Origin of the sequence: Pararhodospirillum photometricum DSM 122 (genome assembly GCF_000284415.1) — a bacterium.
GTDB classification, from domain to species: Bacteria; Pseudomonadota; Alphaproteobacteria; order Rhodospirillales; family Rhodospirillaceae; genus Pararhodospirillum; species Pararhodospirillum photometricum.
The window spans coordinates 3617817-3639867 of the sequence record NC_017059.1; the positions used below are offsets into that span (position 1 = coordinate 3617817).

21 protein-coding genes and 2 pseudogenes are annotated in these 22051 nt (G+C 64.2%); 17 read left to right on the plus strand and 6 right to left on the minus strand.

Features of this window, described 5'->3' with window-relative positions; all coding sequences use genetic code 11:
- The first annotated feature begins 13 nt into the window (after positions 1 to 13).
- Genes argS through scpB form a run of 6 tightly spaced genes read left to right on the plus strand, consistent with a single transcriptional unit; the run spans position 14 to position 6091 of the window.
- Positions 14 to 1792: an arginine--tRNA ligase gene (gene argS, locus RSPPHO_RS16060; RefSeq protein ID WP_014416262.1), complete on the plus strand. Its 1779-nt coding sequence runs from the start codon at positions 14 to 16 to the stop codon at positions 1790 to 1792.
- Positions 1792 to 2934 carry an SPOR domain-containing protein gene (locus RSPPHO_RS16065; protein ID WP_014416263.1) on the plus strand — a complete coding sequence of 381 codons (1143 nt, stop codon included), beginning with the start codon at positions 1792 to 1794 and terminating at the stop codon, positions 2932 to 2934. Before argS ends, RSPPHO_RS16065 begins: the two co-directional genes overlap by 1 nt.
- Positions 2924 to 3943: a beta-N-acetylhexosaminidase gene (nagZ, locus tag RSPPHO_RS16070; RefSeq protein ID WP_041795989.1), complete on the plus strand. Its 1020-nt coding sequence runs from the start codon at positions 2924 to 2926 to the stop codon at positions 3941 to 3943. The genes RSPPHO_RS16065 and nagZ overlap by 11 nt, the downstream gene beginning before the upstream one ends.
- Positions 3936 to 4625: a site-2 protease family protein gene (locus RSPPHO_RS16075; RefSeq protein ID WP_041795992.1), complete on the plus strand. Its 690-nt coding sequence runs from the start codon at positions 3936 to 3938 to the stop codon at positions 4623 to 4625. The genes nagZ and RSPPHO_RS16075 overlap by 8 nt, the downstream gene beginning before the upstream one ends.
- A complete protein-coding gene (locus RSPPHO_RS16080) occupies positions 4594 to 5403 on the plus strand; it encodes a segregation and condensation protein A (protein WP_014416266.1) in 810 nt (269 codons plus the stop codon). Before RSPPHO_RS16075 ends, RSPPHO_RS16080 begins: the two co-directional genes overlap by 32 nt.
- Entirely contained in the window at positions 5396 to 6091 is a 696-nt protein-coding gene (gene scpB / locus RSPPHO_RS16085) for an SMC-Scp complex subunit ScpB (protein WP_051013954.1), read from the plus strand. Before RSPPHO_RS16080 ends, scpB begins: the two co-directional genes overlap by 8 nt.
- A 49-nt stretch (positions 6092 to 6140) precedes the next feature.
- On the opposite strand, the gene RSPPHO_RS16090 is transcribed toward scpB, so the two are convergent.
- From RSPPHO_RS16090 to RSPPHO_RS16105, 4 genes and pseudogenes are all read right to left on the minus strand, one after another.
- Positions 6141 to 7589, minus strand: coding sequence for a tryptophanase (locus RSPPHO_RS16090; protein WP_041795994.1), 1449 nt, complete (start codon positions 7587 to 7589; stop codon positions 6141 to 6143).
- A gap of 183 nt (positions 7590 to 7772) precedes the next feature.
- Positions 7773 to 8264 (minus strand): GNAT family N-acetyltransferase, encoded by a 492-nt coding sequence (locus RSPPHO_RS18215; protein ID WP_051013955.1) that lies wholly within the window; start codon positions 8262 to 8264, stop codon positions 7773 to 7775.
- A 1-nt stretch (position 8265) separates the two neighbouring features.
- Positions 8266 to 9474 carry an MFS transporter gene (locus tag RSPPHO_RS16100; RefSeq protein ID WP_157879280.1) on the minus strand — a complete coding sequence of 403 codons (1209 nt, stop codon included), beginning with the start codon at positions 9472 to 9474 and terminating at the stop codon, positions 8266 to 8268.
- An 18-nt stretch (positions 9475 to 9492) separates the two neighbouring features.
- A pseudogene (locus tag RSPPHO_RS16105) lies at positions 9493 to 10858 on the minus strand (glutamine synthetase family protein).
- Between the two features lie 497 nt (positions 10859 to 11355).
- Between RSPPHO_RS16105 and RSPPHO_RS16110 the strand changes: the two are divergent.
- Positions 11356 to 11589 (plus strand): hypothetical protein, encoded by a 234-nt coding sequence (locus RSPPHO_RS16110; RefSeq protein ID WP_041795996.1) that lies wholly within the window; start codon positions 11356 to 11358, stop codon positions 11587 to 11589.
- A gap of 40 nt (positions 11590 to 11629) precedes the next feature.
- A complete protein-coding gene (locus tag RSPPHO_RS16115) occupies positions 11630 to 12394 on the plus strand; it encodes a bacteriohemerythrin (RefSeq protein ID WP_014416273.1) in 765 nt (254 codons plus the stop codon).
- Between the two features lie 69 nt (positions 12395 to 12463).
- Here RSPPHO_RS16115 and RSPPHO_RS16120 read toward each other — a convergent pair whose 3' ends face one another.
- The gene (locus tag RSPPHO_RS16120) at positions 12464 to 12691 is read right to left on the minus strand and encodes a hypothetical protein (RefSeq protein WP_014416274.1); all 228 of its coding nucleotides are present in this window, start codon (positions 12689 to 12691) and stop codon (positions 12464 to 12466) included.
- A 25-nt stretch (positions 12692 to 12716) separates the two neighbouring features.
- Positions 12717 to 13646 (minus strand): exopolyphosphatase, encoded by a 930-nt coding sequence (locus RSPPHO_RS16125; RefSeq protein WP_014416275.1) that lies wholly within the window; start codon positions 13644 to 13646, stop codon positions 12717 to 12719.
- A gap of 280 nt (positions 13647 to 13926) precedes the next feature.
- Here RSPPHO_RS16125 and RSPPHO_RS16130 point away from each other — a divergent pair, with 280 nt between their 5' ends.
- The 9 genes and pseudogenes from RSPPHO_RS16130 to RSPPHO_RS16170 all read left to right on the plus strand — a co-directional run bounded on the left by RSPPHO_RS16130 (position 13927) and on the right by RSPPHO_RS16170 (position 22004).
- A complete protein-coding gene (locus RSPPHO_RS16130; RefSeq protein ID WP_157879281.1) occupies positions 13927 to 14175 on the plus strand; it encodes a hypothetical protein in 249 nt (82 codons plus the stop codon).
- Positions 14176 to 14583: 408 nt separating this feature from the next.
- Positions 14584 to 14967, plus strand: coding sequence for a hypothetical protein (locus tag RSPPHO_RS16135; RefSeq protein WP_041795998.1), 384 nt, complete (start codon positions 14584 to 14586; stop codon positions 14965 to 14967).
- A gap of 122 nt (positions 14968 to 15089) precedes the next feature.
- Entirely contained in the window at positions 15090 to 15914 is an 825-nt protein-coding gene (locus RSPPHO_RS16140) for a methyl-accepting chemotaxis protein (protein ID WP_014416277.1), read from the plus strand.
- Positions 15915 to 16439: 525 nt separating this feature from the next.
- Positions 16440 to 16724: pseudogene (locus RSPPHO_RS16145) on the plus strand (DUF485 domain-containing protein); the annotation flags it as partial.
- Entirely contained in the window at positions 16684 to 18390 is a 1707-nt protein-coding gene (locus RSPPHO_RS16150) for a cation acetate symporter (RefSeq protein WP_014416279.1), read from the plus strand. The pseudogene RSPPHO_RS16145 and the gene RSPPHO_RS16150, both read left to right, overlap by 41 nt.
- A 68-nt stretch (positions 18391 to 18458) precedes the next feature.
- Entirely contained in the window at positions 18459 to 20267 is a 1809-nt protein-coding gene (locus tag RSPPHO_RS16155; protein ID WP_014416280.1) for a putative nucleotidyltransferase substrate binding domain-containing protein, read from the plus strand.
- A gap of 1 nt (position 20268) precedes the next feature.
- Positions 20269 to 20895, plus strand: a complete 627-nt coding sequence (locus RSPPHO_RS16160) for a 3'-5' exonuclease (RefSeq protein WP_014416281.1) — start codon at positions 20269 to 20271, stop codon at positions 20893 to 20895.
- A 245-nt stretch (positions 20896 to 21140) separates the two neighbouring features.
- Complete coding sequence (locus RSPPHO_RS16165) at positions 21141 to 21599, plus strand: hypothetical protein (protein WP_157879282.1); 459 nt, start codon at positions 21141 to 21143, stop codon at positions 21597 to 21599.
- A gap of 21 nt (positions 21600 to 21620) precedes the next feature.
- Complete coding sequence (locus RSPPHO_RS16170) at positions 21621 to 22004, plus strand: hypothetical protein (RefSeq protein WP_041796001.1); 384 nt, start codon at positions 21621 to 21623, stop codon at positions 22002 to 22004.
- The last annotated feature ends 47 nt before the right edge of the window (positions 22005 to 22051 follow it).

Consider the following 22051-nt stretch of genomic DNA (forward strand, 5'->3'; position numbering starts at 1 on the left):
CCTTGGTGAGACCATGAACATCTTTAACGACGTCAAAGAGATTGTCCTTGGGGCCGTGGCGGCTCTTCAGGCCGCCGGGACTCTGCCGGCCGACCTCGACGCCTCGCGCGTGACCGTGGAGCCGCCGCGCGACCCGGAGCACGGGGACATGGCCACCAATGCCGCCCTGGTCCTCGCCAAGCCCGCCGGTCTTGCTCCCCGCGCCCTGGCCGAGGCCTTGGTCCGGTCCCTGGCCCAGGCGCCGGGGATTTCGGAGGTGAGCGTCGCCGGCCCCGGGTTTATTAACCTTAGATTGCAGCCAGCGTTGTGGCAGGCCAGCGTGGGCGCCATCTTGCGCCTGGGGACGGCCTATGGCGCGTCATCAATGGGCGCTGGCGAGCGGGTCAACGTGGAATTCGTCTCGGCCAACCCGACGGGTCCCATGCACGTCGGCCACGGGCGCGGTGCCGTGTTCGGCGATGCCCTGGCCGCCTTGCTGACCAAGGCCGGGTACGCGGTCACCCGCGAGTATTATGTCAACGACGCCGGCGCCCAGGTCGATGCCCTGGCCCGGGCCCTGCACGCGCGCTACCGGGTGGCCCGGGGTGCGTTGAGCGAGGAGGGGTTCCAGGCCCTGCTGGCCGAGCGGGCCATCGAGTATGGCGGCGACTACCTCATTCCGGCGGCCGAGGCCCTGGCGGCGGCCGAGGGCGACCGCTGGCTCGACCAACCCGAGTCCGCGTGGCTTGCTCCGCTGCGTGATTTTGCCATCGACCGCATGATGGAGCTGATCCGCGAGGATCTGGCCTTGCTCGGCGTCCACCACGATGTTTTCACGTCCGAGCGCGCCCTGGTGCGGGCGGGACGGGTCGAGCGCCTGCTGGGGGACCTGGAAGAGCGCGATCTGGTCTATGTCGGCGTGCTGGAGCCGCCCAAGGGCAAGGTGCCCGAGGACTGGGAGCCCCGGCCCCAGACCTTGTTCCGCGCCACCCGCTACGGCGACGAGGTGGACCGGCCTTTGCGCAAGTCTGATGGCAGTTGGACCTATTTCGCCAGTGACATCGCCTATCACGCCGACAAGGTCGAGCGCGGTTTTTTCAATTTGATCAACGTGTTGGGTGCCGATCACGGTGGGTATGTCAAGCGTTTGTCCGCCGCCGTCAAGGCGGTGTCCGACGACAAGGGCAGTCTCGACGTCAAGCTCATCCAGTTGGTCAAGCTGCTCGACAACGGCGAGCCCGTGAAAATGTCCAAGCGTGCCGGTACTTTCATCACCTTGCGCGAGGTGGTCGAGGCGGTGGGCAAGGACGTGGTCCGTTTTATCATGTTGACCCGGCGTAACGATGCCACCTTGGACTTCGATTATGCCCGCGTGACCGAGACCACCCGCGAGAACCCGGTCTTTTACGTTCAGTATGCCCATGCCCGGGCCTGCTCGGTGCGCCGTCATGCCACCGAGGCCTTCGCCGGACGCGATCTTTCACCGGCAACGCTCGCCGCCACCTGCGATGTTGCCAGACTGGGCGCTCCCGAGGAGTTGGCCCTGATCCGTTTGCTCGCAGGCTGGCCACGGCTGGTGGAAAGTGCCGCCGAGGCCCACGAGCCTCATCGTGTTGCGTTTTATCTGGCGGATCTGGCCGCAGCCTTCCATGGTCTTTGGAACCGTGGTAACGAACACGCGGAGTTGCGCTTCCTGTTGCCCGACGACGAAGCCACATCCCTGGCCCGCCTCGCCTTGGTGCAGGCCGTGGCAACGGTGATCGCCTCCGGTCTGGAAATCTTCGGAGTCCACCCCAAAGAGGAGATGCGCTGATGGTGATCCGCCGCTCCAGCGACGACGACGACAAGGTCGATCTGGACGAGCAGCAGCTCCTTAAACTTCTCCCCGAGGAACTGCGCGACACCGACGAAATCTATCTGGACGACGACGATCCCGCGCCGTCAAGCAAGGCCGGACTCATCGCCATTGTGGCCGGGATCGGCGGTGGCCTTCTCGTGGCCGGACTGGCCGCTTGGTATCTGCTGGGCGGTGGGACTGCCCAGGTGGCTGACGACGAAAGCCTCGTGCCCTTGGTTACGGCCGAGACCCAGACCATCAAGGAACGCCCCGAAGAGCCGGGCGGTCTCCAGGTCGAGAACAAGGATAAGCACGTCTACGGTCGCCTCAGCGAGGATGATCCCTCTAGCTTGCCGGCCGAAACCCTGCTGCCCGAGCCCGAGCAGCCGCGCTTGCCGTCCCCGGCTCCCGCTCCGGCTTTGTCCGCGGCCGGGGTGACACCGCCCCCACCGGCTCCGGCCGTTGACGACGACGAGACAGCGCCTTTGGCTCTGCCCGCCGATGGTCTCSGCCCCCGGCCCGCGCTGGCTCCCGCCCTGACCAGCCGTCCGCAGCCCATGGCCCCGGTGACCAGTGTTCCTTCGCCCGCTTCCGTTGCGGCTCCGGCCGCAGCGGTTGCGGCTCCCGCCCCCGTGAGCGCTCCGCCAACCGCCAAAGTCCAGCCGGCCCCGACTCCACTCCCGGCCCCGGCGGCTCCAGTCCAAGCCGCGGCCCAGCCGACCCCGGCCAAGCCGGCGCCACAGGTTTTGACCGCTCCCGCCAAGGCCCAGCCGGCCCCGGTTCAGCCCCCCGCGACCCAGGCCGCGCCGGCCAAGACCACCGAGCAGGTTGCGGCCAAGCCGGGCCCTGCCCCCGCGGCGTCTGCGGCGGGCGGTCCGGCCGTGGTCCAGTTCGTGGCCCTGCGCACCGCCGAGGAAGCCGAGGCGGTTTGGCAGAAGCTGATGGCGCAACATCGCGATCTCGTGGGAGGCTTGCAGCACGAGGTGGTGCGTGCCGACCTCGGCGACAAGGGGGTGTTCTATCGCCTTCGAGCCAAAGGGGTAGCCTCGCGCGCCGACGCCAAGACCTTGTGTGACGCCCTCGCGGCCCGGGGACAGGGGTGCCTCATTGTCCGCTGAACCCTTGGCCCTCATTCTCGGGGTGTCGGGCCTGACCCCGACCCCCTGGGAAGCCGCGTTTTTGCGCGAAATCAATCCGTTCGGTTTTATCCTGTTCCGGCGCAACGTCCGCGATCCCGATCAGGTGCGCGCCCTCACCGAGTCCCTGCGGGCCTTGGTCGGTCGCCCCGACGCGCCCGTGCTCATCGACCAGGAGGGGGGCCGCGTCCATCGCCTGAAGCCCCCCCTGTGGCGCGCCCCGCCGCCCGCCGAGGTGTTCGGGCAGCTGTATGCCCGCGACCCGGCCCTGGGCCGCGAGGCGGCATGGCTCAATGCCCGCTTGATTGCCCACGACCTGTTGGCTCTGGGCATCGATACCGATTGCCTGCCGGTTCTTGATGTCCGCCATCCCGGGGCCCACGACATCGTGGGCGACCGCGCCTTCTCCGAGGATCCCGACGAGGTGACCACCTTGGGGGCGGCGGTGATCGACGGGTTGGAAGCGGGAGGCGTCTATCCCGTGGTCAAGCACATCCCCGGCCACGGTCGGGCCCAGGCCGACAGCCATGAAGCCCTGCCAGTCATCGATACCGCGTTTGATGATCTGGTGGCCCACGATCTGGTGCCGTTCCGGGCCCTGGCCCAGGCGCCGTTCGCCATGACCGCTCATATTTTGTATACGGCACTTGATGCCGATGCCCCGGCCACCTTGTCGCCCACGGTCATCGAGCGGGTGATTCGCGGCGCCTGTGCCTTCGACGGCCTTCTGATGACCGATGACTTGTCGATGAAGGCCCTGGCTGGGTCCATGGAGGAGCGCTCGCGGCGCTCTCTGGCGGCAGGGTGCGACTTGGTGTTGCATTGCAACGGCGATGCCTCCGAAATGGAGCAGGCGGCGCGCGGCGCCCGTCCCCTTGACTCCGCCGCCCAGCGACGCTGGGACACCGCCCGCCAACAGCGCCGCCTGCCCGATCCCGGCTACGATGCCGCCGGCGGTCTGGCGCGCCTGGGGGAGCTGCTCAATGGGTGACGTGATCTTTGAGGTCCTGACCTGGCTGCCCGGCCTTGTGCTGGCGATCACCTTGCACGAGGCGGCCCATGGCTACGTGGCCAACTGGCGAGGCGACCCGACGGCGCGCTTGCTGGGGCGCTTGTCCCTTAACCCGTTGCGCCACGTCGATCCCATGGGCACCCTGGGGTTGCCGGCGCTCCTGTTCCTCTTGAACGCGCCCTTCCTGTTTGGTTGGGCCAAGCCGGTGCCGGTGGATACGCGCAACCTGCGCCATCCCCAGCGCGACATGGCCCTGATCGCCCTGGCCGGCCCGTCCATGAATGTCTTTCTGGCCGTGGTGTCGGCGGTGTTGCTGCACGGGGTCTTCGCTCTGCCCGACGAAGCCCTGCGCTGGCTAGGGACGCTGTTGCAAAAGTCGGTGCTCATCAACTGCGTGCTGGCCGTGTTCAACATGCTGCCCGTGCCGCCCCTCGACGGTGCCCGGCTGCTGGCGGGAGTGCTGCCGCTCAAGGCCGCGCGGGCCTTCATGCGCCTGGAGCAAGCCGGCATGGCCTTGCTGTTTGGCCTGTTGTTTTTGCTGCCCATGGGCTTTCAGGTCCTTGGGGTGGACTTCGATCCGTTTGGCTGGATCGTCACGCCCCTGGTTCGGGCCCTGATGGGGGCGGTTTATGTCACCGCCGGAAATCCCCTTGCCCCTTGAGGCTGATCAAGGGGAGGAAGAGGACCGGCTCATCGATCTGGTCCTCAACCTGCAAGGGTTTGAAGGACCGATTGATGTCCTCCTGACCCTGGCCCGCGACCAGAAGGTGGATCTGACCCGTTTGTCCATTTTGCAACTGGCCGAACAGTATCTGGCCTTTGTTGCCGCAGCCCGTCGGCTGCGTCTGGACTTGGCGGCCGATTATTTGGTGATGGCGGCGTGGCTCGCCTATCTCAAGTCGCGCTTGTTGCTGCCGCTGCCCAAGGAAAGTGCCGAGGAGCCCTCGGGCGAGGCCATGGCGTCCGCCTTGCAGTTCCAGTTGCGCCGGCTGGAAGCCATGCAACACGCCGGGCAGGCCTTGATGGCGCGGCCCCGCCTGGGCCACGATCTGTTTGCGCGCGGCGCTCCCGAAGGGCTCGCCATGATTCGCCAGCCGGTCTATCAGGGGCGCTTGCACGATCTGTTGAGGGCCTATGGCGCCGTGCGCCGCGCCGCCGACCGGCCGCGCGTGTTGACCGTTGAGCCCTTCGACCTCTACAGCGTCGATGATGCCCTCAAGCGCATTGAGGCCATGCTGGGGCCGGCGGGAGACTGGACGGCGCTCGCCGCGTTTTTGCCCGAGCCGTCGGCCGTGGCCCTGGTGCGGCGCTCGGCCGTCGCCGCGACCTTTGTCGCCGCCCTGGAGTTGACACGCCAGGGCCTTCTTGACCTGCGCCAGGACGGCGGGCCCGACGCGCCGCTGTTCGTGCGTAAACGCCCGATGGCCCTGCATGACTGACGTTCCCCCCCTGCCGCCTCCCGAGGCCACGGACGAGACCTTCCAGCGCCGGCTGGTCGAGGCCTTGCTGTTTGCCTCCCCCCAGCCGCTCACCGTGGCCGATCTCGCGACCCGCCTTCCGCCGGGCGCCGATGTTGGCGGGTTGTTGACCGAGATCCAGGCCCGCCATGCGGGAGGCGGCGTGATCCTGGTTGGCCTCGGCGGGCGCTGGGCCTTTCGCACCGCCCCCGATCTGGCACCCCATTTGCGGTTGGTGACGCCCGAGCCTCGCCGGCTGTCGCGCGCCGCCCTCGAAACCCTGGCGGTCATTGCCTACCATCAACCGGTAACCCGAGCCGAGATCGAGGAAATCCGAGGGGTTGCCTTGTCCAAGGGAACCCTCGACCAACTCCTGGAAGCCGGCTGGATCCGTCCCCGGGGCCGACGTCAGACGGCGGGGCGACCGCTGACCTGGGGCACCACCGAAGGCTTTCTCGACCAGTTCGGCCTCGCCGACTTGGAGGATCTGCCGGGGGTAGAGGAACTAAAAGCCGCCGGCCTGCTGGATGCCCGCCCCGCGTTGGCGGCCTATGGCGCCCGGGCCCGCGATGGCGACGACGCCTTGGAGGATGTGGAGGACGAGGGGACCCTGACCGGACAGCCGGGAGCCGAGCAACTCGACTTGTTGCGGCGCGAGCCACGGGACTAAGGAAAAGAGGGGTCTGGGGAGGCGAGCCTCCCCAGCCTTCTCTTCTCTTCTAAAGGCTATCGCCAAAGTCCGCCCGGAACTTGGCGACCAGCGCGCTTTGCCAATCGGTGGTCGGCGCAAGCTTGCCAAAGAAGAAGCGCAGAATCTTGGGCTCCTCAATAAAGCGCAATCCCCCGACCAGCGCCCGATTTTCATAAAGCCAGCTAATGCGATCGACCGCGTACTTGAGCTGGGACAAAGTGAACACCCGGCGCGGTACGGCAAGGCGCAACAGCTCCATGTTAGAGTAAGTCTCGTTGCCCTCAGCGTCGCGCTGCTCGGAGACCGAGCCTCGCTCCATGCCGCGCACCCCACTGACCAAATACAACGCCGAGGCCAGGGCTCCGGCCGGATACTCGGTCTGGGGCAGATGGTCGAGGAAGCGCATGGCGTCGAGGTGACACCCCAAGCCCCCGGCCGGGGTAATCACCGGCACGCCCTTACGGCTCAGTTCCTCGACCATATACCCAATAAACTGCGGTCCCTGGGACACCATGTCCTCGTCCATGGTCTCCTCAAGGCCCACGGTCAGGGCCTCGATCTCGCGAATGGACATGCCGCCGTAGGTCAAGAAGCCCTCATACAGCGTCACCAACTCGCGCATCTTGAGGTAGGCGTCCTCGCTGTTGGTGATGATGCCGCCGCCCCGGGCACAGCCCAGCTTGCGCGCCGAGAAGTAAATCACGTCCACCAGCCCGGAGATCTCGCGGGTGATCTCGCGCAGCGACATGTCCTTGCAGGCGGCTTCGCGCGTCTTGATGAAGTAGAGGTTGTCGGCCAGCAGCGAGGCGTCAAAGACCACCAAGATGCCGTGGGCCCGGCACAGGGTGCTGACCTCGCGCAGGTTCTGCAACGAGTGGGGCTGTCCGCCAATCAGGTTGGTGCCGGTTTCCAGGCGGACATAGGCGATGGTGTCGGCCCCATGGGTGTTGATCAGGGCCTGGAGTTTGTCGAGATCGATGTTGCCCTTGAAGGGATGGGTGCTGGTCACCGCCAGCCCCTCGTCGATCAGGATCTCTTCGACCGTCCCGCCATTGAGCACAATGTGCGCCTTGGAGGTGGTGAAGTGATAGTTCATCGGCACCACGGTTCCGGGGCGGACAAACACCTTGGAAACGATGTTCTCGGCGGCGCGGCCCTGGTGCACGGGCAGAAAATACTCCATGCCGAAGATATCGCGGATCTTGTCTTGGAGCTTGGAAAAGGTCTCGGAGCCGGCGTAGCTGTCATCCGCTTCCATCATGGCGCCAAGTTGCTTGTCGCTCATGGCGTTGACGCCGCTGTCGGTCAGCATATCCAGGTAAATGTCGCGGTTCTTCAACAAGAATGTGTTGTTGCCCGCCTCCTGGATTGCCGCAAGACGCCGCTCGATGGGCGGCAGGGTCAGCTTTTGGACAATCCGAACCTTATGCATTTCCAGAGGGACGTTTTCCCCGGAAAAAAACTTCACCTTCGACATCGAGACCGCTCCGGCTGGGGGATGCACGCACCAAACGGGCTTTTCGCCACGTCGGATAAAGAGCGCACACCAAAACCCAAGGTCTGGGAGCGGTCAAGGAAATACGGCAAGTTTGAGGCAGGTTCTGTAGGGGAGTAAAAAGGAAGGCCGGGGAGGCGCGGCCTCCCCAGACCCCTCGTTTCCTTATCCCGTCCGCCAGACGATCAGATCGCCGTCGTCGGGGTCATGGGCTCGGCCCCAGGGACGAAAGCCGTTCTTCTCCAGCACGCGGGCCGAGGCGTGATTGCTCACAGCGGTGCGGGCGGTCACGATTACCTGAGGACAGGCCAAGCGCGCCCGCGCCAGCATTAGGGCCACGCCTTGGGTGGCGACGCCCCGCCCTTGAAACGCCGGCAAGATGCCGTAGCCCAGTTCCACCGAGTGGTTCTCGGGGGCATCGGCGTCCAAAAAGGAGGCGCAGCCCAGCACGCTTCCGTCATCGAGAGCGATGAACAAGCAAGGAGCGCACCAATACCAAGCCACGCCGGCCAGGGCCCGTTGGTGGGCGGCGTGGAGGACGACAGCCGGCACTAGCGGATCGTCCGGGCCGGCGAGGCGGGCTGAAACCTCGGCTTCTTCCAGCGGCACCAGGGTGATCGCAGGGGCGCGCTCCGTCCGGTGGAGGCAGAGCGCCATGTTATTCGGCCGGGGCTGCCTGGGATTCGGCCACAATGGGCCGTTCCGAGGGCAGGGAGGCCAGCAGGGCGATGACCACGAGGGTCAGGCCGCCCAGCAGCAGGAACAAGGCGGTAAAGTCACCGGTGGCGCCGCGCATCACCGACACCAGGGGCACCCCCAGACCACTAATGCCAAAACTCAGCACGTACTTGAAGCCAAAGGCGGTCGAACGCCAGCGGGCCGGGGTGTAGCGGGCCAGCAAGCCGTTTTCCGCCGGCAAGGCGCCGATGCTGGCGCACAGGGCGATGGCCATGGCGGCGCCGAGCGGCAGGCCGGCCAGCAGGGCCACCGCCGCCAGGGCCGGTCCCTGGACCAGATACATGCCGATATACACATTCTTGAGGGGAAAGCGGTCGGCGAGGTGACCGGCAAAAATCTGGAAGCATCCGGCCAAGCCATAAACGGCCATCACCGCGCCGCCAACGCCCAGCGCGCCGCCCCCCAGCAGATCGCCCATCCGGTCTTCAAACAATTTTGGCATGGCGGCCTGGGTGGCCTGGGCGATAATCCCACCGAGCAACATGACCCCGGCCAGCACCAGATTGACCCGCACCATGGCGCGGCGATCGGGGACGGGCTCGGGCTTGGTGTTCTCGGCCCCGGCGCTGACCCAGCCGCGGGCCTGGGCCAGCCAGAAGGCCAACCCGCACACCACACACAAGATCCCAGGAACGATCAGGGCCGAGCGCCAGCCGGTGAAGTCGATGAGGGCACCGGCTCCGATGCCGGCCACGGCCGGGCCGAACCCACCAAACGCCCCGTTGATCCCCAAGGCCTTGCCCCGGTTGACGGCGGTTCGGACCAAAAGGGCAAGGCCCACGGGATGGTAAATGCTGCCAAACAGCCCCATGAAGGTGAGCGCGATGGCCATCTCCGCGGGGCCCGAGGCGAGGCCGGCCCAGATGGCGCTGCCCCCCACCCCCAGGAAGAACAGGGTCATCATGCCCATGGCGCTCCAGCGGTCGCCCAGCCAGCCGGAGATCGGCGAGGCCAGACCATACAAGATCTTGCCCACGACGATCAGGCCCAGGGCCGCCTCATAGGAAATGCCGAACGCCGCCGGCAAGGTCAGGGCCACCACGAAGAACACGGGTTCAAAAACGTGGCTGAACGCGTGACCCACGCAGGAAAAGCCGAGCGACAAGCGCCCCTTCATCGAGCTGTCCATCAAACGGATCCGCTGTGTCTAAACGTTGAGAAGGAGATATTCCCGTTCCCAACTGGAAATAACGTGCTGGTAGGCATCCCACTCGGCCCACTTGACCGAGATGAGGACGCGGACAAAATCCTGTCCCAGCAGTTCGTGCAACTGACGCGCCCGGCCAAAGCGCTCAATGGCGTCGGGGAGGTGGCGCGGCAGGTTGTGGGCCCGGGTGTAGGCGCTGCCGGTGATGGGGGCCGAGGGCTCCACCTCCTCGATCATGCCCAGGTAGCCGCAGGCCAGCGAGGCGGCGATCGCCAAGTAAGGATTGGCATCCGCCCCCGACAGCCGATTTTCTACCCGTCGGGCCGAAGGCGAGGCATAGGGCACGCGCAAGGAGACGGTTCGGTTGTCGAGGCCCCAGTGCATGTTGATCGGCGCACTCTGGTCGGGCAGGAACCGCCGGTAGCTGTTGACGTTGGGGGCCAGCATCAGTAGGCACTGGGGCAGGTATTTTTGCAGCCCGCCGATGTGCCAGCGAAACAGGTCGGCGTCGGTGCCGCCCGGGGTGGTGAAGACGTTGCGCCCGGTCACCAAGTCCTCGACACTTTGGTGGAGGTGCATGGCGCTGCCCGGCTGACCCCGCAGGGGCTTCGCCATGAAGGTGGCATACAGGTTGTGCCGAAGGGCCGCTTGGCGCACCGTGCGCTTGAACAAAAAGACCTGATCGGCCAGTTCCAACGCGTCGCCATGGTTGAAGTTGATCTCCATCTGGGCGGTGCCCGACTCGTGATGGAGGGTATCAACATCCAACTCCTGCGCTTCGGCGTAGTCGTAGATGTCCTCGAACAACGGATCGAACTCGTTGACGGCGTCGATCCCGTAGGCTTGGCGTCCGGTCTCGGCCCGGCCCGAGCGACCGATGGGCGGTTCCAGGGGGTAGTCAGGGTCGGCATTGATGCGCACGAGGTAGAATTCCAGTTCGGGCGCGACCACGGGCCGCCAGCCCTTTTCCTCGTAGAGCTTCAACACCGAGCGCAACACTTGGCGCGGGGCGCAGCCCACCATGGAGCCATCGCGATAAACGCAGTCGTTAATGACCTGGGCGGTCGGCTCCTCGTACCAAGGCACCACGGCGGATGGTCTTGGGATCGGGCCGCAAATAAATATCGGAATCGGCAATGTCGATCGGGTCATCCTCGGGGTAATCCCCGGTGACAGTCTGGGTGAACACCGACTCGGGCAGGCGCAGGCCGCGATCGCGCAAGCCCGACAGGAATTTCTGCGCCGGCAGGATCTTGCCCCGGGGGATACCCGACGTATCGGGGACCAGGCATTCAACCTCGGTGATCCCACGCTCCCTGGCCCAATGTTCCAGGTCGTCGATCGTTTGGGGTTCTGCGGTTCTCATGGATCCGGATCACGCTTGAGTGAGACAAGGCGGCGGGCTGCCCTGTCCATCCAGGAAGAAAAGACGCCAAATGAGGGCCGATTTCCGGAAGCCTTGTCCGGGTCCACCTCGACCCTCTGCTGCCCGGTGTCCCTTGCCTGTCGCTAAAAAGCGGGCACACGACGCTGCGGCTGCGTGGCCGGGCGTTCGGGGGGAGGCGGCAGCGGCGTTTCGCCCATCCTGTCCCCTTCATCGCTACCAGATCCGGGGGGGAGGACGCAATCACCATCCCAGGCCCCTCCCTCGGACGGGACACGGCCCCAGGACGGAGGGGGCTGGAAACGTGCCTCCCTTTTTGCCTTCGTCCAGGAGGACCCGTTCCTCATGATCGCGGGTCGCCCGTCTGACAAAATCGTGTTATACGCCAGGGACACCACGGGAAATAGACCCCTCCCGACCCCAGGGAGCCACGGACCGGCCGGAAGATCCGCCGACGCACAAGGAGGGCCAGAAGAGCCATGGCGACGCGACTGACCCAGGCGCAACTGGCCAAGCGGCGGGCGCAACAGGCCAAGCTTCGGGTTCAGCGGGAACGACTGATCGCCGAGACCAAGCGGCGCCGGCGCCGCGAACTGATGAAAAGCATAAAATTAATTTTTATTTTGACGGGATTATTGGTCACCGTCGTCGGTGCTTTTGTGCTGCTCAATGGAGCGTGGAGTCTTGTCGATCCCATGATGAATCGGCGATAAAGAAGAAAATAAGGCCTCGCGCCAACCCACGGAGGACGCCATGACAAGCATGGCATGGTCGCAGCGGTTTGCCACTGGCATCAAGGCCATCGACAAGGACCACAGCAGCCTGTTCGATCTCATGGAGGCCATCGCCGAGCACGAGCGCCGGAGATCGTCCCTCGCCGAGGTTGCGGCCACGCTCCATGCCCTTGAGGTCTATGCCGCCGAGCACTTCGAGCGCGAAGAGCGCTTCATGATCAGTGCTCACTTTCCCGAGTTTGACCGTCACCGTCGCGCCCACGCCGATTTCCGGGCTTTGATTGGGGCTTTGGCCCGACAGTATCGGCGCAGTCCTGATGCCATTGATCTGGGAAAGGTCCGCCATTTTTTGGTGACCTGGATCATGGGGCATATCATGGGCGAGGACATGGCCTACGTCCCCTATCTCAACGGAACGACCACGCCGCCTCCGGGGTCCCCCGAACCAAGCATGCCAACCGAGATGCTGATGCGTCTGCCCCCGGAAAAGCACGACATCGTGCGCCGCTTCGCGTCTTTGATGCGTGATGGTGGCGAGGTGGCCGAGGCCTTGGAAAGCACCTTGCTTGCCTTGGAGCGCCACCACGAGCAGGCGCTCGACAACAAGGTTCGCACCTTATTCGCGCCAGATCCCCTCGACCTGACGCCCTGTGCCGAGGGGGATGAATCCGCCGAACCGATGGACCTGACGGACTTGATGGAGTCGCCGGAACCGGAAGCGCCGTCCCCTTTGGTGTCGCGCACCGTCCCGGCGACCTCTCGCCGGCGCCGCCCCGAGGCCTGAGCGTACCTCACACCGGGGTCTCAGCGAGAGGGCCTGGGGAGGCCGCCTCTTCCCCAGGCTCTTTTGCGCTCACCCCCCGGGACCGCCGCGACGGCCATAGCCACAGTCGCACTTGTCGGACGATTTGACCAAGCGCATGACCCAGCCTTCGCTCCCGTTGGCGCGCTCCCAAGCAAAGGTGGCACCGCAGCGCTGGCAGTGCTGATCGCCGGGCTTGGGGGTCGAAGGGCGACGCGAACGCTCCAACCCGGCCCGGGCCACGGCCACGGCGGTACGGGGATCCAGGGACGCGGCCATGGGGGGCTCCTTTGCAAAAAACTGCTTAACCGTCGCGCCGGATCTGCTCGAGAAGTTCGGCCAAGACCCGATCGGCTTGGTGCGTGTCCACCTGACAAGTTCCCGCCGCTTCGTGTCCCCCGCCGCCGTAGCGCAGGGTGAGCGCCCCGACATTGGCCCGGGCGCTGCGATCAAGGATGGACTTGCCGAGGGCGAGCACGGTGTTCTTCTTGTCGCGCCCATCCAGCACGTGAATGGACATGCTGGCTTGAGGGAACAGGGCATAAATCAAAAATCGGTTGGTGGCGAAGATCGGGTCCTCGCCCCGGAGATCCAAGACGACGGTTTTGTCGTGCAACACGGCGTTACGCACGATCTGCCGCTCGGCCTTTTCGCGGTGTTCAAAGTACAAGTGGACGCGCTCCACCACATCGGGCAGCGTCAGGATCTCCTCAATGGGGTGGTGGCGACAATAAATCACCAGATCCATCATCAGTTGATAATTGGAAATTGTGAAATCTTTGAAGCGGCCAAGTCCGGTTCTCGGATCCATGATAAAGTTGAGGAGGGTCCAACGATCGGGCGCCAGGATATCTTCCTCGGTGTAGTCCGCTGAATCGGCCTTATCGACGGCTTCCATCAGCTCATCCGAGATATCGGAAAACCGCTGCTTTCCCCCATAGTAGTTGTAGACCACCCGAGCGGCCGAGGGGGCGGCGGCATCAATAATGTGATTATCACGTGGCCCCACCCGCACGGTTTCCGACAGGTGATGATCAAAGCAGAGGTGCACGCCATCCACGTAGGGCAGATTGGTCGTGATATCCTGCGCGCTGATGGCCACCTTGCCGTCTTGCATGTCCTTGGGGTGAGCGAAGGTGATGGTGTCTATCAACTCTAGCTCGCGGAGCAAGATGGCTGCCACGAGTCCGTCAAAGTCTGATCGGGTCACCAGCCGATACTTTGGTTCAATCATGCCCCAGGCCCTCGTCCCCCACAGGTTTGCCCGCCGCCGCCAGTTGGAAGCGCTTTAGGGTATCGCGCCCGCCCCGGGGCGACAACGGGGTATCGCGGAGTTTATCTCGCTTCGTGCCGCAGTGCCAAAATAAAACGCCTTGGCAACGACCGGCCGTAGCCTTGAAACTTTCGCAAATTCGCGGGATGATCGCCAAAAGAAGAAGAGCCTTTCGGACCCAGCCCACGCGAGCGGCAGGAAGACGAGGGGCGCTCTTGCGAACGGGGGCAAAGTCGTGTGGATGTTTGGCCTGAACAAACCTTTCTCCTGGTTTCGGGACATTAAACCCCGGGACCGCTTCGCCAAGACCGATGGTGAAACCAAAAGTGTCTGGGTGGTTGACCGCGTGATCGAGGTCACGAACATGCCACCGCACGCCCGGCTGATCCGCCAGGGAGATCGGGCGGGAGGTTATCGCACGATCTCGGTGCGTGCCCTGGCGGACCCGACCCTGTATCGCCGTCTGCCCCCCACTGAAGCGGAGGCCTGAGGCCTGAAGGGGGCCGTCGTCCCTTTGTTCTTCGGTGGTAACGAGTGGCCTGCAAACGCAGGCGCCAATGTCGGTAGCGAAACGATCGAGTTGTGACGGGATGGAGTCGCTTACGCAGGCCGCGAAAAGTGGGGTGGGGAAAGAAAAAAACAATAAAGACTGGGGCGGCGCCGCCTGCCCAGTCCCCCCTATTTCTGGGGCATTGCCTCGTGCGCAGGACCAACGTGAACGAGGGGTTTGGGGGAGGCTATGCCGACCCAGTCTCCGTTATTTTTTTCTTCCGCCAGATGGCACGCCCTCTGTCTTCCGACCACTCTGCGGGAGTGGTTGGGGGACTTTTCCTGACCGCGAGAATATTATAGTCTTCGTCTAGGGATGAGGTGTGCTCTCTCTTGAGGAGAATATCCGATGGCCTCCCTTGACCACCTGATTAAAAAGTGGCCCCAGGAAAAAATCGACATAGGCCGACGTAATTTCGATCGGATCAACAAACATTTTGAAAAAATAATTAATAAAGGTTACGCCACTCTTGATCCATCGATTGGGGTGTTGCCGTTCTCTATCGTAGAAAAAGAAAGAAACAAGTTAAGAAAGCTCTGCGCCGGCCAAATTGATCAGGCACTCATTGCTGAAGAAAAGGTGCTGATCGAGGCCATTATTAGTAAGTATGATATATTTTCATATATGTCATCGGCTTATCCTGCCTATGCCGCCGAGGCAATGAAGTCTCTTCTTAAGGAGGCTAGCCTTTTTGAGGGATCAAAAGATCGGGCGATCGAAGTTTTTTTKTGATTCTYTTTTTTATAGAGATCGCCATTATTGTTCATACCTACTTTGAGTTTCTCAACAACAAATCCCTGGAAGAGCGACAGGCCGCTCTGAACCGGGTTGCGGACCAGATCCAAGGCAGCGCCGTGGGGCTGACCGACCGGGTTTTGTCTCAGGCGGGAACCCTGGAAGGGGTGGCGCGTACCGTCTTGGCCGAAGCGGAAACCTCGGCTCAGAAGGCGGCCGAGGTTGCGGCCGCCGCCCAGCAGGTGACGGGCAACGTCGAGGCCATCGCCGCCACCGCCGAGGAACTCTCCAGCTCGATTTTTGAGATCAGCCGCCAAGTCGGCGAGGCGGCGGCGGTGTCGTCCCAGGCCGCCGCCGAAACCTCGCGCATCAATGCCATGGTCGAGCGGCTGGCCACCGCCGCTGACAAGATCGGCGAGGTGGTACAGCTCATCAACGATATCGCGAGTCAGACCAATCTCCTGGCCCTTAATGCCACCATTGAGGCCGCCCGGGCCGGCGAGACGGGCAAGGGCTTTGCCGTGGTGGCGGGGGAGGTGAAGCACCTTGCCAATCAAACCGCCAAGGCCACCGACGAAATCTCCGGCCAGATCTCGGCGGTCCAGGAAGAGACTCGGCATACCGTCGAGGCCATCCGTGCCATCGGGACGGTGATCGAGCGGGTGTGCGACATTTCGTCGGGGATCGCCGGTGCGGTCGAGGAACAAGGCAGCGCTACCCAGGAAATCGCCCGCAACGTTCAGCGCGCGGCCCAGGGCACCCGGCAGGTCTCGGATACCTTTGAGGCCATTACCAAGGCAGCCCACAACAACGTCCGGGGGGCCGGTCAAGTCCTAGGGGGCGCCGGGGAAATCACTTCAACCACCAAGAGCATGTCCACCGAGGTCACCCGCCTTCTGGCCGACCTGCGCCGCCGGGAGGACGCCCCCCGGAGTAAACCCTAGCAAGCCGAGGGGTCTGGGGAGGCAAGCCTCCCCAGCCTTGCCTTTTTTCCTTCCGGCTCTTCCCCGACCGGTGGTCGGGAAAACCGTCGTTCCGGGGCGCTCGGCCAAACAAGCCGCGCCCCTTTTTTATTTCCCGAAATTCTCGCTTTCATGGTCCCTGCCGTTGCGTCACATCGTCTTACCCCTAAGGAAGTCGCGCTCATTTTTTGTTTCTTTGTTTCCGTAACGGCACTGCACAAAATCCGTTGAGAGTTTGATTCTTTCGCCGTGTAATTTTGCCTTTTCTTTGAGGCGCTTGGCGGCATTTGGGTCCCGGGTCGCCCCGCAGAAAGGCGCCCTCCAGGGCAAAATTCCGCTGGTGTTTCCGCGCGCGTAAGGTATCGTCTGCACGCAACCCAGCTATGACGCTGGCACAAAATTTCGGGCATCGTAGAAGGGGCAACAAGCTCCCCGCGAGGCGCCCGGGGGAACGGAACAGAGTCGGACAGCAAACCGTCCGACCGACCTCTGTGGGAGGCTGTAAAAGTGTCTCGGACGATTTATGACCGGGTTCGGGCGAACCCAAAATTTCACGAGCTGATCGAGAAGCGCGGGCGCTTTGCCTGGATCCTCGCTGCCGTGATGCTGATCATTTACTACGGCTTCGTGATGGTCATCGCCTTCTGGCCCCAACTCCTGGGCCAGCCGCTGGGCGAGGGCTCCGTGACCACGGTGGGCATTCCCGTGGGCTTGGGGGTGATCGTGTCGGCCTTCCTGCTGACCGGGATCTATGTGTACCGAGCCAACGGCGAATTTGACGAGCCATCCCGCACGCACCCTGGCGGCCGTTACGACGGCCGCAGTTTCCCTCGCTCTGCCCACCGTGGCCTTCGCCGCCGGTTCGGTGGATGGGGCGGTTGAAAAGCAGTCGGTCAACGTCACGGCCATTGCCATGTTCGTGGCCTTCGTGGTGGCGACCCTGGGCATCACCTACTGGGCGGCGCGCCGCACCAAGTCGGCCAAGGACTTTTATGCGGCTGGCGGTGGCATCACCGGCTTCCAAAACGGCCTTGCCATTGCCGGTGACTATATGTCGGCGGCCTCCTTCCTGGGGATCGCCGGCTTGGTGTTTACCTCGGGTTTCGATGGCCTCATCTACTCCATCGGCTTCCTCGTGGGCTGGCCGGTCATCATGTTCCTGGTGGCCGAGCGCTTGCGCAACCTGGGCAAGTACACCTTCGCCGACGTGGCGTCGTTCCGCCTGGGGCAAGGGCCGATCCGCTCCATGTCGGCCTCGGGCACGCTGGTGGTGGTGATCTTGTACCTGATCGCCCAGATGGTCGGTGCGGGCAAGCTCATCCAGCTTCTGTTCGGCCTCGACTATTCCATTGCCGTGGTCCTGGTCGGCGTCTTGATGGTCGCCTATGTGATGTTCGGCGGCATGCTCGCCACCACCTGGGTGCAGATCATCAAGGCCGTGCTGCTGCTTTCGGGCGCCACCTTCATGGCGATTATGGTCATGGTCCAGTTTGGCTTTTCGCTGGAAGGTCTGTTTGCCAAGGCCACCCAGGTCCACGCCAAGGGCCTTGCCCTGATGGAGCCGGGCGGCTTGGTCAAGGATCCGGTGGACGCCATTTCTCTGGGCATCGCCTTGATGTTTGGCACCGCCGGCCTGCCGCATATCCTGATGCGCTTCTTCACCGTGGCCGACGCCAAGGCGGCGCGTAAGTCGGTGTTCTACGCCACCGGGTTTATCGGTTACTTCTACATCCTGACCTTCATCATCGGCTTTGGCGCCATCGTCATGGTGCTCAATGTTCCCGAGTTCATGGCGGCCGACGGCAAGGGCATCCAGGGCGGCTCCAACATGGCGGCCATCCATCTGGCGCACGCCGTGGGCGGCAACGTGTTCCTGGGCTTTATCTCGGCTGTCGCCTTCGCCACCATCTTGGCGGTGGTGTCGGGTCTGACCCTCTCGGGCGCCTCGGCGGTGTCGCATGACCTGTACGCCTCGGTGTTCCGCAAGGGCCGCGCCGCCGAGACCGACGAAATCCGCGTCTCCAAGATCACGACCTTGGTTCTGGGTGTGGTGGCGATTATCCTGGGCATTGCCTTCGAGAGCCAGAACATCGCCTTCATGGTCGGCCTCGCCTTCGCCATCGCCGCGTCGGCCAACTTCCCCGTGCTGATCTTGTCCATGTTCTGGAAGGGCCTCAGCACCCGGGGCGCGTTCTTTGGTGGGTTCGCCGGTCTTATCACCGCTACCGTGCTGGTGATCCTGGGCCCGCCGATCTGGAAGAGCGTGCTGGGCCACCCGGAAGCCCTCTTCCCGTACTCCAACCCGGCCATCTTCTCCATGCCGCTCGCCTTCCTGGTGGCTTGGGCTGTTTCGAAGATGGATACCTCGGATGAAGCCCGGGCCGAGGCGGTGGCCTTCGACGATCAGTATGTTCGTTCGCAGACGGGCTTGGGGGCCGAGCAGGCGTCTAGCCACTAAGTCAAGAGAAGGAAGGCTGGGGAGGCGGGGGCCTCCCCAGACCCCTCCACTCCTGGAGAGGTGCGATCATGGGGACGTTTGATTTTGGGGGGCCTCCCTTTGACGCTTTGACGCCGAGCGAGCGTGACAAGCTGCAAGGCGGGGTGGATATCGCCTATTTTAAGCAAGGCGAGCGTCTCACCGGGCCGGATCGGCCGGGTGAGGCGCTTTTTGTTATTTTGAAGGGCTTGGTGGCCGAACGGGACGGTGATGATTTGCTGACCGTCCACGGGGCCGGCGACTGCGTGGGGGCCATGGCCTTGTTGCATGGTGCGCCGCCCCACGTGTCCGAGGCCCAGGAAGAGACCATTGCCCACGTTTTGCCGCGTCAACTCGTGCTTGATCTGTGCCGGGCCAATCCCCGGTTTGAGCGCTTTTTTGCCACGTCGCTGGGCGATCGTCTGGCGGCCCATGCTCAGACCCAGCAGGTGCGGGGCATGGCCGGGTTCATGGTGGCCCGGGTGCAGGAGGCCTACTTGCATCCCCCCTTGACCGTTCCGGCCAGCACGTCGTTGCGCTCCGCCGCGGTGCTGATGAAGGAGCACCGGGCGACCAGCTTGCTGGTCGAGGCCGAGGACGGCCGGCTGGGGGTGTTATCGGGTTCGGACTTGCGCGACGCCGTGTTTATCCGCGACTTGGCCCCCACGGCGCCGGTCGGCGTGTGCGCCACGTTTCGCACGGTGTTTGTCGAGGCCGACGATTTCTTGTTTTCGGCCCAGATTCTCATGACCCGCCACGGCATTCGCCGCCTGCCGGTGCGCCGCGACGGCAAGATCATTGGCGTGCTCGAAATGATCGACCTCTTGGGGCATATGTCGAGCCACGCCCATCTGGTGGCCCAGCGCGTCGACCGGGCCCAGTCGATTGACGATCTGGCCGGGGCGGCCCGGGCCCTGGAGCCCCTGGTGCAAGGGATGAACGGCTCGGGCGTGCCCGTGCGCGACGTGGCCCGTCTGGTGTCCGACCTGTCGCGCAAGCTGCAAACCAAACTGTTTGCCCTGCTGGTCGCCGAGACGGCGCCCGATCTGGCCGAAGGTATGAGTTGTCTGGTGGTCATGGGGTCGGAGGGCCGGGGCGAGCAACTCACCAAAACCGACCAAGACAACGCCTTGATTCTGCGCGACGGAGGGGACCCCGTTGCCGTGCGCGGCCTGTGCCAGCGCTTTACCGAGGCCATGGTCAGCTTTGGCTATCCCCTGTGTCCCGGGGCCATGATGGTGTCCAACCCGGCCTGGACCCAAGACGAGACGGCCTTTCGCCATGATCTCCTCGGGTGGATCACCCAGCCCAGCGAAACCGGCTTTCTCAACCTTGCCGCTTTTTTGGATGCCGAGGCGGTGGCCGGTGACGTGAACTTGTTGGCGGGTCTCAAGAACGAGGTGTTCGAGCGGCTGCGCGGGAACAATGCCTTTCTCAGCCTGTTTGCCCGCCCTGTTCTGGCGTTTGATACGCCCATTGGCTTTTTTCACCAGTTGGTGGTCGATCGTTCGGAGGCGGGCGGCGGGCTGGATGTCAAGAAAGGGGGGATTTTCCCGGTCGTTCATGGGGTGCGGGCCCTGGCACTGGAATACGGGGTGACGGAAACCAACACCTTCGACCGCATCAAGGCCCTGAACGCCTTGGGGCGGCTGGAAGACACGGTGGCCGCCGATCTCGGCGAGGCGCTCCAGGCCTTGATGACCCTGCGCTTGGCGCGGGCCGGCCGCGAGGGCGCCGACACCCGCATTGAGGCCGGCGCTCTGAGCAAGGCCCAGCATGACGCCCTGCGCGATGCCTTGCTGGTGGTGAAGCGGTTCAAGGCGTTGTTGTCTCATCATTTCCACTTGGGGGCGTTCTGAGATGCTTCAGCGCCTTCGCCGGGCGCTCGCGCGGCGCCGCCTCAAGGATCCGGCCTTCGCCTTTCTTTTCGACCCGCCGCCCCCCGACGAGGTGGTGTGCGTCGATTGCGAGACCACCGGGCTCAACCGCCGCACCGATGACATTATCACCTTGGCGGCGGTACGGGTGCGCGGTAACCGGATCCTGGCCAGCCAGAAGCTTGACCTTGTGGTCAAGCCCAGCCGTCCCATTGACCGCGACGCCGTGCGGATTCATTTGCTGCGCGAGGTGGATGTGGAGCGGGGCGTGGCGCCGCGTGAGGCGGTCGAGCGCTTCTTACGCTTTGCCGGATCCCGGCCCTTGGTCGGCTATTATCTCGAGTTTGATGTGGCCCTGATCGAGCGGCAGACGCGCCCCTGGCTGGGGATCGGCCTGCCCAACCCGCGTCTCGAACTCTCCGAGATGTTCTATGACTGGCGTACCCGAGGGCGCGATGGCCTGTATACGGGCAATGTGGATTTACGCTTTGCGACGATTTTGCAGACCCTTGATCTGCCTACCTTTCGTACCCACGATGCCTTTCAAGACACGGTCATGGCCGGGATGATTTACCTGAAGCTCAAGGCGTTGGAGGCGGCGGGCAGGTGAACGGGGCCTGAAGGGACAGGGGCTGAGGAGGTCGCCTCCAGAGCCGTTTCTTTGGCTTTGCGTGTCCTTTTGGCGGAATGTTAACAGCATCGGCGTAGGCAGGAGGGATGTCGGCCCCCGCACCGGGCCGCCCAGCAACTGGAGCCCGCCGATGACCCTTTATCTTTTACGTTTTGGGGACCTTGGCTTCCATCGGGGTGACCGTTGGAGGGATCGTTTGGGGGGGCTCGGGCGAAGGGCTCTGGATGATTTTGGCCGTGGTCTTGGTCTTGGGGCCTCTGGTGGCCCATGGCCTTTGGCTGTGGGGGCGCCGCCAGCCCGCCCGTGAGGTTCGGGAGCCGGAACCGGTGGGGGACGAGGAGGCGCCGGCTTTGTTGGGCCGGGGAGAGCGTCCGTTTGCTTTTGCCAGTCTTCAAGAGGCCCGGCGTGCCCAGTGCCGGTTGCCGGCGGGCACGGGCGTCCTCTATTGCGATGGCTTCCATTTTCTGACCGAAGGGCGGGTGAGGGACCGCGACCGCGCGCGGACCTATATCCGCCGGGTTTATGCCCTGCGCCCCGGGGACGAGGGGCGGCCGCTGCTGCTCGTGGGGGGGCAGGCCGGACTGGAGGCGTCGCCCACCCGGTTGGCATGGCGTTCGCATACCCCTGACCCCGCATCGGTGGCGACCGCCCGGTCGCGTGCCGTGGCGTCGTTGGGAGTGTAAAGGCCGTTGGGAGTATAAGGCATGAGTGACGCCACGACCGATCCGGTACTGCGCGAAGCCCTGGAGCATTTGTCCCGCGCTGGGACCTGGGAAGAACTGCGCGCTGATCTGGATCGCCAGGGGATCTTGCAGGCTCTGGGCTCGGAGGGGCGTCAAGCCCTGGGACTCGCGTGGGAGCACCGCGAGGTGACGTCCCTCGACGACGGAGCCCTGGCGGCGGACCTGTGCCATTGGGCGCAAGGGGGGGATCGTCGAAACCATCCCCGAGGCTTTCAAGCGCCCCGTCCGGCGGTCTTGGTGGCGGAGGCTGCCCGTCGAGGATGGTTTACTCGCCGGTTACCCGGGGGGCGATGTGTGGTCAATCCACCGGGCTCGCCGCCTCTGGTCGTAGGGGTGGCGTTGTGAGGCACAGGGAAAGGGAAGCCTCGACGCGAGACAGCTTCGATGGCATA

What these genes read in the sequence shown, in the direction of transcription:
- RSPPHO_RS16170 (WP_041796001.1), top strand. Translation starts at nt 21,621, where the DNA reads ATGAGTGACGCCACGACCGATCCGGTACTGCGCGAAGCCCTGGAGCAT.
- RSPPHO_RS16120 (WP_014416274.1), bottom strand. Translation starts at nt 12,691, where the DNA reads ATGGCCGCGTCCCTGGATCCCCGTACCGCCGTGGCCGTGGCCCGGGCC.
- RSPPHO_RS16125 (WP_014416275.1), bottom strand. Translation starts at nt 13,646, where the DNA reads ATGATTGAACCAAAGTATCGGCTGGTGACCCGATCAGACTTTGACGGA.
- RSPPHO_RS18215 (WP_051013955.1), bottom strand. Translation starts at nt 8,264, where the DNA reads ATGGCGCTCTGCCTCCACCGGACGGAGCGCGCCCCTGCGATCACCCTG.
- RSPPHO_RS16150 (WP_014416279.1), top strand. Translation starts at nt 16,684, where the DNA reads ATGTGTACCGAGCCAACGGCGAATTTGACGAGCCATCCCGCACGCACC.
- RSPPHO_RS16130 (WP_157879281.1), top strand. Translation starts at nt 13,927, where the DNA reads ATGTTTGGCCTGAACAAACCTTTCTCCTGGTTTCGGGACATTAAACCC.
- RSPPHO_RS16100 (WP_157879280.1), bottom strand. Translation starts at nt 9,474, where the DNA reads ATGGACAGCTCGATGAAGGGGCGCTTGTCGCTCGGCTTTTCCTGCGTG.
- RSPPHO_RS16090 (WP_041795994.1), bottom strand. Translation starts at nt 7,589, where the DNA reads ATGTCGAAGGTGAAGTTTTTTTCCGGGGAAAACGTCCCTCTGGAAATG.
- RSPPHO_RS16075 (WP_041795992.1), top strand. Translation starts at nt 3,936, where the DNA reads ATGGGTGACGTGATCTTTGAGGTCCTGACCTGGCTGCCCGGCCTTGTG.
- RSPPHO_RS16165 (WP_157879282.1), top strand. Translation starts at nt 21,141, where the DNA reads ATGATTTTGGCCGTGGTCTTGGTCTTGGGGCCTCTGGTGGCCCATGGC.
- argS (WP_014416262.1), top strand. Translation starts at nt 14, where the DNA reads ATGAACATCTTTAACGACGTCAAAGAGATTGTCCTTGGGGCCGTGGCG.
- RSPPHO_RS16115 (WP_014416273.1), top strand. Translation starts at nt 11,630, where the DNA reads ATGACAAGCATGGCATGGTCGCAGCGGTTTGCCACTGGCATCAAGGCC.
- RSPPHO_RS16160 (WP_014416281.1), top strand. Translation starts at nt 20,269, where the DNA reads ATGCTTCAGCGCCTTCGCCGGGCGCTCGCGCGGCGCCGCCTCAAGGAT.
- RSPPHO_RS16080 (WP_014416266.1), top strand. Translation starts at nt 4,594, where the DNA reads ATGTCACCGCCGGAAATCCCCTTGCCCCTTGAGGCTGATCAAGGGGAG.
- RSPPHO_RS16155 (WP_014416280.1), top strand. Translation starts at nt 18,459, where the DNA reads ATGGGGACGTTTGATTTTGGGGGGCCTCCCTTTGACGCTTTGACGCCG.
- scpB (WP_051013954.1), top strand. Translation starts at nt 5,396, where the DNA reads ATGACTGACGTTCCCCCCCTGCCGCCTCCCGAGGCCACGGACGAGACC.
- RSPPHO_RS16110 (WP_041795996.1), top strand. Translation starts at nt 11,356, where the DNA reads ATGGCGACGCGACTGACCCAGGCGCAACTGGCCAAGCGGCGGGCGCAA.